Annotated in this window: 12 protein-coding genes and 1 pseudogene; 7 read left to right on the top strand and 6 right to left on the bottom strand. The window is 70.0% G+C overall.

What is annotated here, in order from left to right:
- The first annotated feature begins 175 nt into the window (after positions 1 to 175).
- Together ACZ7MG_RS02115 and ACZ7MG_RS02110 are read left to right on the top strand one after the other, a co-directional pair.
- Complete coding sequence (locus ACZ7MG_RS02115) at positions 176 to 1,153, top strand: pectate lyase family protein (protein WP_471385866.1); 978 nt, start codon at positions 176 to 178, stop codon at positions 1,151 to 1,153.
- Positions 1,154 to 1,208: 55 nt separating this feature from the next.
- Entirely contained in the window at positions 1,209 to 1,991 is a 783-nt protein-coding gene (locus ACZ7MG_RS02110) for a pectate lyase (protein WP_471385868.1), read from the top strand.
- A 120-nt stretch (positions 1,992 to 2,111) separates the two neighbouring features.
- On the opposite strand, the gene ACZ7MG_RS02105 is transcribed toward ACZ7MG_RS02110, so the two are convergent.
- Positions 2,112 to 2,693 carry an Rv1733c family protein gene (locus tag ACZ7MG_RS02105; protein WP_471385870.1) on the bottom strand — a complete coding sequence of 194 codons (582 nt, stop codon included), beginning with the start codon at positions 2,691 to 2,693 and terminating at the stop codon, positions 2,112 to 2,114.
- A 239-nt stretch (positions 2,694 to 2,932) separates the two neighbouring features.
- Here ACZ7MG_RS02105 and ACZ7MG_RS02100 point away from each other — a divergent pair, with 239 nt between their 5' ends.
- The 3 genes and pseudogenes from ACZ7MG_RS02100 (at position 2,933) to ACZ7MG_RS02090 (ending at position 4,865) form a co-directional block, all read left to right on the top strand.
- Entirely contained in the window at positions 2,933 to 4,018 is a 1,086-nt protein-coding gene (locus ACZ7MG_RS02100; protein ID WP_471385872.1) for a WD40/YVTN/BNR-like repeat-containing protein, read from the top strand.
- A gap of 188 nt (positions 4,019 to 4,206) precedes the next feature.
- A pseudogene (locus ACZ7MG_RS02095) lies at positions 4,207 to 4,419 on the top strand (uracil-DNA glycosylase); the annotation flags it as partial.
- Positions 4,420 to 4,580: 161 nt separating this feature from the next.
- Positions 4,581 to 4,865 carry a hypothetical protein gene (locus ACZ7MG_RS02090; RefSeq protein ID WP_471386515.1) on the top strand — a complete coding sequence of 95 codons (285 nt, stop codon included), beginning with the start codon at positions 4,581 to 4,583 and terminating at the stop codon, positions 4,863 to 4,865.
- A 63-nt stretch (positions 4,866 to 4,928) separates the two neighbouring features.
- Here the strand turns inward: ACZ7MG_RS02090 and ACZ7MG_RS02085 are convergent, their stop codons facing one another.
- The 4 genes from ACZ7MG_RS02085 to ACZ7MG_RS02070 all read right to left on the bottom strand — a co-directional run bounded on the left by ACZ7MG_RS02085 (position 4,929) and on the right by ACZ7MG_RS02070 (position 7,402).
- Positions 4,929 to 5,876: an SMI1/KNR4 family protein gene (locus ACZ7MG_RS02085; protein WP_471385874.1), complete on the bottom strand. Its 948-nt coding sequence runs from the start codon at positions 5,874 to 5,876 to the stop codon at positions 4,929 to 4,931.
- Positions 5,877 to 6,124: 248 nt separating this feature from the next.
- On the bottom strand, positions 6,125 to 6,466 hold the full coding sequence (locus ACZ7MG_RS02080; RefSeq protein WP_471385876.1) for a DUF6262 family protein: 342 nt from the start codon (positions 6,464 to 6,466) through the stop codon (positions 6,125 to 6,127).
- Positions 6,463 to 6,759 (bottom strand): hypothetical protein, encoded by a 297-nt coding sequence (locus ACZ7MG_RS02075; RefSeq protein WP_471385878.1) that lies wholly within the window; start codon positions 6,757 to 6,759, stop codon positions 6,463 to 6,465. The genes ACZ7MG_RS02080 and ACZ7MG_RS02075 overlap by 4 nt, the downstream gene beginning before the upstream one ends.
- 37 nt (positions 6,760 to 6,796) lie before the next feature.
- Positions 6,797 to 7,402, bottom strand: coding sequence for a helix-turn-helix transcriptional regulator (locus tag ACZ7MG_RS02070; protein ID WP_471385880.1), 606 nt, complete (start codon positions 7,400 to 7,402; stop codon positions 6,797 to 6,799).
- A gap of 96 nt (positions 7,403 to 7,498) precedes the next feature.
- Here ACZ7MG_RS02070 and ACZ7MG_RS02065 point away from each other — a divergent pair, with 96 nt between their 5' ends.
- Entirely contained in the window at positions 7,499 to 8,203 is a 705-nt protein-coding gene (locus ACZ7MG_RS02065; RefSeq protein WP_037672308.1) for an ABC transporter ATP-binding protein, read from the top strand.
- The gene (locus tag ACZ7MG_RS02060; protein ID WP_471386465.1) at positions 8,203 to 11,034 is read left to right on the top strand and encodes an FtsX-like permease family protein; all 2,832 of its coding nucleotides are present in this window, start codon (positions 8,203 to 8,205) and stop codon (positions 11,032 to 11,034) included. Before ACZ7MG_RS02065 ends, ACZ7MG_RS02060 begins: the two co-directional genes overlap by 1 nt.
- 693 nt (positions 11,035 to 11,727) lie before the next feature.
- Here ACZ7MG_RS02060 and ACZ7MG_RS02055 read toward each other — a convergent pair.
- On the bottom strand, positions 11,728 to 12,405 hold the full coding sequence (locus ACZ7MG_RS02055; protein WP_471385882.1) for a uracil-DNA glycosylase: 678 nt from the start codon (positions 12,403 to 12,405) through the stop codon (positions 11,728 to 11,730).
- Positions 12,406 to 12,466 lie beyond the last annotated feature (61 nt).

Raw genomic sequence — 12,466 nt, 5'->3', positions numbered from 1 at the left:
CGGCGCAATGTCTTTTGCGCAAAGCGTTGACCAGAAAGCGCTTGCCCTCTACGTTCCGTTCAGCGATGTGAACCGGCTTTGCGCCGCACTCCCCCCACTCGTGTGCGGCGATCAGAACAGTGAATGCCATTCACGTACATGGCCCATCAGCTCTCCCCTGAAGGGACGCACCCGCATGCGTACCGTCCCCCCACGTACACACGCGCAAAGATCGGCCCTGGTGGCCGCCGCTGCCGCGCTGGCGACGACCGCCGTGCTCGCCCTGCCGCAGGCGGCGGGCGCGGCGGAGACCGCGCCCATCGGCTTCGGCGCCGGGACCACCGGCGGCGGCAGCGCCTCCGCCGTCACGGTCTCGACGCTCGCCGCGTTCCAGAGCGCCGTCACCGGCAACGCGGCCAAGGTCGTCCGGGTGAACGGCCTGATCCAGCTGAGCGGTCAGGTGGATCTCGGCTCCAACACGACGGTCCTCGGCGTGGGTTCGTCGTCCGGGTTCACCGGCGGCGGCCTGCGGATCAAGGAGGAGACCAATGTCGTCGTCCGGAACCTGAACATCAGCAAGCCGGTCGCGCCCGCCGACGGCATCACGGTCCAGGAGTCCACGAAGGTGTGGATCGACCACAACTCCTTCTCCGCGGACCGCACCCACGACAAGGACCACTACGACGGTCTGCTGGACATCAACCACGGCTCGGACCATGTGACGGTGTCCTGGAACACCTTCGAGGAACACTTCAAGGGCTCGCTCGTCGGCCACAGCGACAACAACGCCGCCGAGGACACCGGTCACTTGAAGGTGACGTACCACCACAACCGGTTCAGTAACGTGTACTCGCGCGTCCCCAGCCTGCGCTTCGGTACGGGGCACTTCTACAACAACTACGTGGACGGCGCCGAGACCGCCTGCCACTCGCGCATGGGCGCCCAGATGCTCGTGGAGAACAACGTCTTCCGGAACACCGGAGTCGCGGTCACCACGAACCGCAGCAGTGACGTGGACGGTTACGCGAATCTGCGCGGCAACGACCTCGGTGGGGCCGCCACCGAGATCTCCCGGACGGGGAGCTTCACCGCCCCGCCGTACGGCTACACCGCCGAGCCCGCCTCCTCGGTCGTCGCCTCGGTGACGTCGGGCGCGGGCGCCGGAAAGCTCTGAGAACCCGCCAACCCTCCAACCCCCCATCCGCTCGGACAACAGAAGGAATCGGGACATGACTTCTGCGGTACGTCCGCGTGCCCGCACGCGCGCGCTGACCGGCACGCTCGCCGCGTTCAGCCTCTCGTTTGGCATGATCATGACTAGCGGGGCCACTCCGGCGAACGCCGCCACCTGGCCCTCCGCCAACGGCAGCCAGCCGGTGTCCTCCACCATCTCGGTCTCCGGCACCCGGGACGGCGGCATGGTCCGCTACTACGGCAGCGGCGCCCTGGCCGGTGACGGCCAGGAGGAGGGCCAGGACCCGATCTTCAAGCTCGCGGCCGGCGCGACGCTGAAGAACGTCATCATCGGCGCGCCCGGCGCCGACGGCATCCACTGCGAGGGCAACTGCACGCTGCAGAACGTGTGGTGGGAGGACGTCGGCGAGGACGCGGCGACCTTCCGCGGCGGGTCCACCTACACGGTGACCGGCGGCGGCGCCAGGAAGGCGGCCGACAAGGTCTTCCAGCACAACGGGCCCGGCACCCTGAACATCTCCAACTTCGCGGTCAGCGACTTCAAGACGCTGTACCGCTCCTGCGGCGACTGCTCCACGCAGTACACCCGCAAGGTCAACCTCAGCAACATCGAGGTGACCGGAACGGGCTCCACCGCGCGGCTGGTCGGCATCAACGTCAACCGGGGCGACGTGGCGACCCTGCGGGGCATCACGATCCTCAACGACGCCGGCCGCAAGGTCATCCCGTGCCAGAAGTACAACAACAACACCGCTGTCGGTACGGGCCCCGACAGCACCAACTGCAAGTACGCCACCTCGGACATCACCTACAGGTGAACCCGCTCGTCACCCACCGGTGAGTCCCCCGGCGGCCGGACGGAGCCTTCCCCCACGGGCCTCGTCCGGCCGTCGGCCGCGCGCGGGGCGGTCACCGTCACGTTTCCGCCCCGCCCGGCCTCACCAGGCCTTGCGCTCCCAGAGCGGGCCGATCAGCGCCCACTCCTCGTCCCACCGGTCCATCCGCCGCCGCTCCATCCGGCCGCGCACCAGCCGACCGCCCACGAAGGGCACGGCGGCCACGAACAGGCCCGCGAGAGCGCCGACGAGCGTGGCGCGCAACCGGGCCTGCGACGCACTGGCCGGCTTGGTGACCAGCAGGCCCTCGGCGTCCGTCCAGACGGTGACCCGGGCACCCAGGAGACTGGCCGGGTCGACGCGGGCCTGGCCCTCATGGGCGGAGCCGTCCGGCGCCGTCCAGCGGACCTTCGCCCACACCTTCTCCGTGGCCGTACCGCTCGCGCCGGACGGCTCGGGCGCGTCCTCGGTGAGGACGGCACCGACCGGGCGCCACTCGGCGCGCTGCCGGGCGAGGCCCGACTCGACGGAGTCCGCGGCCATGAGGCCGGTCGCCACACCGCCGAACAGCGTCAGCGCCCAGGCGATCAGCACGACCCAGGACTCCAGCCGGTCGCTGCGCCGTCTGAGCGGGTTGCGCCGCCATCGCCACAACCAGACCTTCGGACCACGGAATGCCACCATCGGAGGCACCCTCCCTCACACGCGCGCAGGACTGCCGGACCGCCCTCCCATACGGCGGCCGTCGCGCCCCTGCTCATGCGACGTGGGTCACCCCACCGGACCCGGACGGCCCCCGGCCGCCTCGCTATCCCGCCGGCACACCCGCTGACCTGCGGCGGAGGGCTCCCGAGGGGTGACTGTCAGTGGTGGGGTGCAGACTGGCCGGTGACTGGGACGACGATGTCCGGGAGGTGGCCGGGATGGCTGACGTACTGCTCACGGTGGGCACACGCAAGGGGCTGTTCATCGGGCGACGGCGCGGAGGCGCCTGGGAGTTCGACGAGACGCCGTACTTCAACGCGCAGGCGGTGTACGCGGTCGCCATCGACACCCGTACGGACGCCCCCCGGCTGCTGGTCGGCGGCGACAGCGCCCACTGGGGCCCCTCCGTGTTCCACTCCGACGACCTCGGCCGCACCTGGACCGAGCCCGCGCAGCCGGCGGTGAAGTTCCCCAAGGACACCGGGGCCTCGCTGGAGCGGGTGTGGCAACTGCACCCGTCGGCCGCCGAGCCGGACGTGGTGTTCGCGGGCACGGAACCGGCCGCGCTGTACCGCTCGGCGGACCGGGGCGAGACCTTCGAGCTGGTCCGGCCGCTGTGGGAGCACCCGACCCGGGACAGGTGGGAGCCGGGTGGCGGCGGCGAGGGGCTGCACACGATCCTCACCGACCGGCGCGACCCCCGGGCGGTGACCGTGGCCGTCTCCGCCGCCGGGGTGTTCCGCACGGAGGACGGCGGGCAGAGCTGGTCGCCTTCCAACTCCGGTGTCTCCGCCGTGTTCCTGCCGGACCCGAACCCGGAGTTCGGGCAGTGCGTGCACAAGGTGGCGCGGGACGCGGCGACCCCCGACCGGCTCTATCTGCAGAACCACTGGGGGGTGTACCGCAGCGACGACGCGGGCGCGCACTGGGAGGACATCGGCGCGGATCTGCCGTCCACGTTCGGGTTCGCCGCGGTCGCCCACCCGCACCGCGGGGACACCGCCTATGTCTTCCCGATCACCGCCGACGCGGACCGGGTCCCGGCCGACCACCGCTGCCGGGTGTTCCGTACGGCGGACGCGGGCCGCAGCTGGGAGCCGCTGTCGGCGGGGCTGCCGGCGGAGGACCACTACGGCACGGTGCTGCGCGACGCGATGTGCACGGACGACGCGGACCCGGCGGGCGTGTACTTCGGCAACCGCAACGGCGAGGTGTACGCGTCGGCCGACGACGGCGACAGCTGGCGCCAGCTGCTCTCGCACCTGCCGGACGTGCTGTGCGTCCGCGCGGCGGTCGTGGGCTGAGGGAGGGACAGGAGCCGAGGGGTGGGCAGGGCTGAGGGGTGGGCAGGGCTGAGGGGTGAACGGTTCGTCAAGTCGGCCTGGAATGGGTCGTGTTAGGCATAGGAGCGATCACATTCGATCACCTGTCGGCCACCGGTTGATCGTCATGGCCGTTACGGCAGTAGGGTGACGTCGCGGCACCACGACCGTTGCATGAGATCGTCGAACCCGGCTGGGCGAAGGCCCTCGAACCCGTGGCCGGGAGAATCGCCGAGATGGGCGACTTCCTGCGCGCGGAGATCGCCGCCGGACGCACCTGTCTCCCCACCGGATCCCACGTCCTGCGGGCCTTCCAGCAGCCCTTCGTCGACGCCCGCGTCCTCATCGTCGGGCAGGACCCCTGTCCGACCCCGGGGCACGCGAAAGCTGGACACCAACCTGTACCCGGCCGCGGGGGCGTACTACTGGTACATGCAGCAGGTGATGCCCGATCACGCCGGCTCCAGGCGATGGGACTCGCTGATGCACTACCTGGGCCCGGACACCCCGGTCAAGACCAGCACCGGCGGTCGACGAGTACGCGATGGCTTCGACGCACGAGTCCGGCGGCTACCCCAAGAGCGTCAACCTGGTGACGTCGGGCACCAAGTGCGCCCAGTTGTTCACCGACAAGATGGGCGAGGCTCGGCGAACTTCGGCATCCTCGCGGACACCCGCACAGCAGAATCAGCAGGCGTTCAGCGGGTTCCCGGCTCCGGCGTGGCGGCTGCTGGACGGTGACGGGTTCTTCGTAACCCTTCCCGGATTCGAGCACTGCACGTCAACTGCGACTACCTGCACCTGGAAAAAATCGGCTGACGTAGCCTGAGCACCAGCATGTGAAAGCTGGAAGGGGGGCCGGCCCGCAGGGCTGCCCCCTTCTCGTAAGTGGTCAGCCGGTCCAGGGCCGCCACCGGTCTTCCTGTGCCGGGTCGATACTGCTGAGCCACACCAGCGCCCCGCCGATCAGACCGGGCTTGTCCCCCGTGGCCAGGGCCGGCGTTTCGAGCATGTCGGCAGCCTCTTCAAGGTAGGTGACCAGGGTGTCGAGTACTTCACCGGGGCCTTCGTTGTATCGGGACCACCGGCCCAGGTAACCGGTCTCGGCGTCCAGGTACAGGCCCGAGGTGCTGTCAGCGGGGCCCAAAGCGACAACCGGAATCCGGGTTGCCTTCCACACGGTGATCCGCTCGTCCTCGGGGCGGCCGGTATGGGAGGTGTCCTCGTGGGCCTGGGCGTCCATCTTCAGCCGGTAGGTGGCGGCCACAGCGTCCAGGGTCATCAGAGCCCTATTACCCGGAAGGCATCCCCAGCCATTGCCCCCGTCGTCGCCCGAGGTCAGCAGCCACAGGACGTGCAGTTCGACGGGTATCCGGATGCCGAGGTCGCCTTCCAGGGCAGCGATGGCGGTGGGACTGGCGCCGGCGCGGAGTGCGGCGTAGGAGTCGGGGGCGTGGTGCTTCAGCCAGCCGGTGATGCGCCGCCAGGCATCGGCGACCTCCCGTACGGTGACCGCGGCGATGGCAGGGTCGGCAGGCTGGTCCTGGTCTCGGCCCTGCTCCTGGTCGTACGCGTCCGTGGAGGGCTCGGGGAAGGGTGCCGCTCTCAGAAACCGGATCTCGATCCGGTCCGGCTCGCGGATGTAGCCGACGGACAGGTCGGGGCAATCCTCGAACATGGCGCCGTCAACGGTCACGTTCAGGATGCCGGGCAGATTCGAGGGCCGGCCCATGTCAGGGTCGTCAGCCAGCCGGCCGACCAGGACCTTCAGCGCGTAGGGAACGCCTGCTCCTAACCGAGCGGCGATGTCGCGTACGTCCGGCTGGATTTCGACCTTCACAGCCTGGTGCTCCTTGTTTGTTGGATGGAGGACGGTGCCCCTCACAAAGTAGGACGTCGGCGGTCACCGGCGGGTGCTGCGCGCGAGTCCTGCCGTGCGGGGCGGGTCAGGCGGTTGTGGGTTTCCTTCGGACGGCGCTGATCCCGGGGCGGCGATCTGGGCTTCTAGGTCGGCGATGCGGCGGTCTTGGAAGCGGTGGTGGGAGCGGGCGGCCTTGAGCCGCTCGTCGAGGGTGCGATTGTCGGCGGTCAGCTGTCCAAGTTCCGGATCTGGCCGAGGAGTTCACCGATGCGGGTGCGCTGGGCGAGGATCTCGGCCTGGGCAGCCTCGTCGTCTTGTTCGGCGGGCTTCCGGGACCGCCGTTCACTGGCCTCGGCCATCGCGGTGGCGATGGCTGCCCGGGCCTCGGGGTCGGCATAGAGGAAGGTGCGTGAGACGTTTGCCCGCCGGGCGACGGCGGCGAAGCTGACCTGGGCCTTCTCGCGCTGGAGCCGGGCGACTGACTCGCGGACCCGCAGGAGGGCGGTTTCGGTCTTGCTGCGGCGGGCTGCCAGGGCAGCGGCGGTGCAGGGTTCGGGGACGGTGTTCATGCGATGCCCTGTTCGGGGTCGGTGTCCTCGGTTGTGCACGTATCGCTGCACTCGCTGTCCTCCTCGGTGCCTGCGTCGGCGAGGTCGGCGGCGCGGAAGGCTGTGGACCACACGCGGTGGAAGTAGTCCTGGGGTTTGCGCAGGTCCAGGGCGAGGGCGTCGTCGGGGGCGCCCTCGGCCAGCAGCCGCCACTGCTCGCGCTTGCGGCGCCAGTAGAGGAGGTCGGCGCCCGAGAGGACGAACTTGTCGCAGTTGTGGCAGTCGAGGTTGAAGGGGCAGGCGCCGCCGTTCACGACGGGTTGGAAGGTGCAGAACCCGCCCTCGGCTCTCTCATCCCGCCCTGCCCCTCGGAGCCTCGCCGGTGTCATTCCGCACCTGTGAGGGTGAGTGCTCCGGTGCCTGCGCGCCCTGTGCCGTGGCGAGCGGGCCCAGATGTTGTGCGGCGCTGTCCAGCAGTCCGAGGTCGGCCTTGGTGTGCGCGATGGCGGCGTCGATCAGGACGGCGACCAACGGCTCGTCGGCGTGGGCGCGGCGCTGCTGCGCCAGGCCCGCAAGCTCCGACAGGTACGTCTGCCGCTGTGACTCGATCAGTGTGGCCAGGGCCTCCGGGCCCAGCGCGACAGCGCCGAGGAGCTTCAGGAACAGCTCGTCGCGGAAGCCGCCGACACGCACCCAGGCGGTGGTCGCCCACGAGCGCAGCTCGGCCTCGCCCGCTTCGGTGAGTGTGTAGAGGTTCTTGTCGGGCCGGTCGGTCTGCGTGACCTGCGAGCGCGAGACATAGCCGTCACGGACCAGCCGTTCGAGGATCTGGTAGAGGTGACCGATGTTCAGGCCGCCCCACTGCGGGCCGACGGCCTCCTCGAACCGGGCCTTGAGTTCGTATCCGTGATTCGGTCGCCGGGTCAGCAGCGCGAGCACGGCGTGGTGGAGCGGCATACACGTCCCTTCTACATTGTGACAACATACCCCTGAATTGTCGCAATGCAGGGGCGCGATGTACGTGCCGCGATGTACGAGGGCGAGGCTGCATCAATGGCTGTGAGCGTGACGTTGCGCGGGGTGAGCCGCCGGTATCCCGGGCTGACCGCTCTGGACGAGATCGACCTGGAGGTCGCGGCCGGCGAGGTGGTGATGCTGACCGGGCCGTCCGGTGCCGGCAAGTCCACCGTCCTGCATGTGACGGGCGGCATGGACCAGCCCGACGAGGGGCACGTCGAGATCGACGGCACACAACTGATACCCCGGGACCTGGACCGTCACCGGCGGCGTGTCGGCTTCGTCTTCCAGCGCTTCCACCTGCTGCCCGCGCTGACCGCGCTGGACAATGTGCTCGCCCCCGTCCTGCCGCGCAGAGTGGACTTCGACCGGCGTGCGCGCGGCATGGAGCTGCTCGAAGCCGTCGGCCTGGACCAGCGGGCCGACGCCCTGCCCTCGCAGTTGTCGGGCGGCCAGCAGCAACGCGTCGCCGTCGCACGCGCGTTGATCAACCGGCCGGGACTGTTACTGGCCGACGAGCCCACGGGCAACCTGGACAGCGTCATCGGGCGGGAGATCATCGACCTGCTGATGTCGCTGCGCGAGCGCTACGGGATGACGATGCTGATCGCCACGCACGACGCTGAGGTCGCCGCGGGCGGCGACCGGGTGGTGCGGCTGCAGGACGGCAGGATCACCTCGGACCAGCGGATCACACCGTCCGGAGACGTGCTGCACCGGCTGGGGGGCCTGCGCCCGTGATGGCGATGATTCTCGACCAGCTACGGCGGCGGCGCGGGCGCGCGTTGGCCCTGGCCGCCGGAATCCTGGTGGCGGCGACCAGTTTCACCCTGCTGACCGCGACGGTGAGCACGAGCCAGGCGACCACCGTGGGCACGGTACGGAAGAACGCACGCTCCGCGTACGACGTCCTGGTACGGCCGCCCGACTCGCAGACGGACGTGGAGCGGCGGAGCGGTCTGGTCACGCCGAACTTCCTGTCCGGCACGTTCGGCGGCATCACCATCGACCAGTACCGGCGCATCCGCGGCTTGGCCGGGGTCGACGTGGCCGCGCCGGTCGCCAACATCGGCTACCTCATGGTGGCGAGCACCGTCTCGGTGGACGTGTCCCGCTTCCTGGACGGCAAGGCGTCCCGGCAGATCCTGCGCATCCGCCCTACGCTCACCTCCGGACTGGGCAGCTACCGCACCTCGGACGAGTACGTCTACCTCACCCGCTCCCCCCTGACGTCGGCATCGGAGTCGGACGGCCTCTTCGAGTCCGACACCCTGGAGACGGGTGCGGCTGACAAGAGCACCCAGCGGTATCGGATCAAGGGGAAGTACGACGTCTGCTTCTACTTCAACCGGGACAAGACCGAGCAGACCGAGTTCAACCTGGATCTGCCGTTGAAGCCGAACATCATCGCCGAGGACCTCAGGGACAGGTCACCGTTCGACCCGGACCTGAGTTCGCGGATGAACTGCCAGTCCGGCCAGGACAAGGCCACCATCGACGTTCCGGTCAGTTACCCCGTGCTGCTGTCCGCCATCGACCCGGTGGCCGAGGACCGGCTGGTGGCGCTGGGCGACACCATCGCCTCGGGCCGGATGCTCACCGAGCAGGACAAGCCGTGGAGGGTGTCGGGCGCCAAGAGCGTCCACGGACAGCGCGACTCCTACATCCCGGCGCTGCTCAGCGACACCCCGCTGACCACCGGCACGCTCGACGCCACGGTCGAGCGGCTCGACGTCGGCGACCCGGCCGAGCTGCCCTCGAAACTGGGCAACCCGACAGCCGCCAGCTTCGTCCGAAACCTGCACGGCACCACGGTGGGCACGACCAGCGTCGACCTGAGCAAGGGCTACCGGAAGGCACTGACCGAGGACTCGTTCGACACCGGCAGCTACTGGACGGTCGGCCCGGTCACCTACCGCCGGACCTCCGACGGCGACCTCGCCGCGCAGCCGCAGCCGCCGCAGAAGCCCAGTCTGTGGATCACCAACTTCGACCAGCAGCCGTTCACCAACGTCCCCGAGGAGAACCACCAGGGCACCCAGTACCGGAAGGTGACCAGTCACGCCGCCACGAACTGCATCGGACTGGGCACTTGCGACGGCGTGGACTCCGGACGCCTGCCCAATCCCTTCGTCCGCCTGGTCGGCCGCTACGACACCGGCAGACTGCCCGGCTTCTCACCCCTGTCCGACACCCCGTTGGAGACCTACCAGACGCCACAGGTCACCGGCGCGGACAGCGCGACCCGAGCGAAGCTCCACGGCAAGCCGCTGCAGCCCGACCGCAACCTGGGCGGCTACGTCAGCCCGCCGCCCACCATGCTGACGACGATGGACTCCATCACCGCGCTCACCAAGAGCCGTCGGGTCCCGAGTCTCCAGGACAAGGCACCGGTCAGCGCGATCAGGATCCGGGTGGCCGGAGTGACCGGCGTCGACACCGCCTCCCGGGCGCGGGTGAACGCCGTGGCCGGGGCGATCCGGGCCGCCTACCCCCGGCTCCAGGTCGACGTCACCGTCGGCAGCTCGCCTGCACCGCAGACGGTGGCACTGGGCGACTCGGCACAGGTGACGGAGCGTTGGGTCGCCAAGGGCGTGGCACTGCGCATTCTCCGGGCGGTGGACACCAAGAGCGCGGTGCTCTTCGTGCTGGTCCTCGTCGTGTGCGCACTCTTCCTCGGCCAGGCCGCGCTGGCCTCGGTGCGCTCACGTCGCACCGAGATCGGCACGCTGCGCTGCCTAGGCTGGAGCGGTGGCGAAGTGCTCCGCCTGGTCCTCGCCGAACTGGCGCTGATCGGCCTCGCCGCCGGAGCCGTGGGCACGGTGCTCGCGTACGTGCTGGGCCGGGTACTGGGCCAGCCCGAAGCCGGCGCCAAGTCACTCCTCGTGCTCCCGGTGGCGCTCCTCCTGGCCACGGCGGCGGGCCTGATCCCCGCCTGGCTCGCCACCCGGCTGGGACCGATGGAAGCCGTCCGGCCCCCGGTGACGGCGGCCCGCCGCGCGCACCCGGTGCGTTCGGTGGCCGGACTGGCCATGCTCAACCTGCTGCGGGTGCGGGGCCGCACGCTGCTGGGTGCGGCAGGGCTGGCGCTGGGAGTGGCCGCCTTCACTGTGCTGCTCGCCCTGACGCTGGCCTTCCGGGGCGAGGTGGCCGGGTCGCTGCTCGGCAGTGCCGTGGTGGCGCAGGCGCGCGAGGCCGACTACCTCAGCGTCGCCCTCTCCCTGCTGCTGGGCGCCGCCGGCGCCATCGACGTCCTGGTCATCTCGCAGCGCGAACGCGCCGCCGATCTCGCGGTGCTGCGGGCGACCGGCTGGACCAACCGCGAGCTGGCGAAGCTGACCCTCTACGAGGGAATCGGACTGGCCCTGCTGGGCGGCCTGTCCGGTGCGGTGGCCGGTCTGGCCGGGGTGCTGACCCTCGGCCGGGGCGTACTGCACGGTCACCTGTTCCCGGTCGCCGGCGCCGCGCTGCTGGCCACGCTCGCGGCGACCGCCCTGGTGGTGGCGGCCCTGACGGTGCCGATCCGGGGGCTGTCCCGGATCGCCCCCGCCCACCTGCTCGCCGCCGACTGAGCCGAGCCGCCGCCACCGCCGGCGGCGGCTTCGCACAGCGGAAGACCCCAGCCGTGTTCACGGGCCGGGGTCTTCCGCTGTCGATGTGCAGCAGTTTCCCCGGCACATCAGATTGAGCGCCAACCACCTCTACCGCTGCACCGATCCGGCGTCAAACGGACCCACCCGCTATCCGCGACCTACTTTGCGGCTGGTGTCTGTACTGGTCCTCGCTCCGCTCCGGGAACAGGTGGCGCCCCCCGGTGGTGTCCGTCCCCACCGCTCGTACCGGCCGGGCCGGCAGGCCGTCCCCGAGGGAAGGTGCGCCTCGGGCATGACTGAGCCTCAGGACCTCATCCCAGAGGCGGCGCCTCGTCTCCTGGACACGGACCGAGCCACGTGACTGCAGATACCCATCGCCGCGCCGCGCTGCTGGAGTCAGCGTGAGTGGGCGCCAGATCAGGACACATACGCAACCTGGCGCCCCATCAGGTCAAGCGTCGGCGATGATCGGAACCGCAGGTCAGAGCCCCTTTCGCGGTAGGCTCAAGGATCGCCACGCACTCCACGTGCGAGGTCATCGAGAACATGTCGACGTCCCTCTGAAGCTCGGCGGTGAAGACTCTCGCCCAACCAGAAGCTCAACCAGCGAGAGTCCGGCAGCCCCGGCAGTAGGCCACCGCTCTCCAATAAGCCATCACCGCGCCATACGCACTACGGCAGTTGCCAGTCCACCGGCTGGGCACCCTGCCGCAGCAGCAGATCGTTGGCCCGGCTGAACGGGCGGGAACCGAAAAAGCCCCTGTCCGCCGACATCGGCGACGGGTGCGCGGACTCGATCGCCGGGAGATCGCCCAGCAACGGCCGCAGATTGCGGGCGTCGCGGCCCCACAGGATGGAGACCAGGGGGCGCCCGCGCGCGGCCAGGGCCCGGATCGCCTGCTCGGTGACCTCCTCCCAGCCCTTGCCCCGGTGCGCGGCCGGTTTGCGCGGTGCCGTGGTGAGCGCCCTGTTGAGCAGCAGCACCCCCTGCTGGGTCCACGGAGTCAGATCGCCGTTCGACGGCCTGGGCAGTCCGAGGTCGGAGTGCATCTCCCGGAAGATGTTCTCCAGGCTGCCCGGCAGCGACCGCACCTCAGGCGAAACAGCAAAACTCAAGCCGATCGCCATCCCCGGCGTCGGGTAGGGATCCTGACCCACGATCAAGACGCGCACGTCATCAAAGGGCTGCTGGAACGCCCGCAGGACATTCGCCCCGGACGGAAGGTACGTCCGGCCGGCCGCTATCTCGGCCCGCAGGAAGTCCCCCATCACCGCGATGCGTTCAGCCACAGGGTCCAGAGCCTTAGCCCAGCCCGCTTCCACAAGTTCATGCAACGGTCGTCGTGCCACAGGGCGTCACCCTAGTGGCACACGCGGAGACCTCGCACACCCAGAAGCCACCGCACACAGA

The organism is Streptomyces sp. NPDC107538, assembly GCF_055657445.1.
The sequence above is the reverse complement of the archived record's forward strand: the minus strand, read 5'-3'. Positions and strand labels throughout refer to the sequence as shown.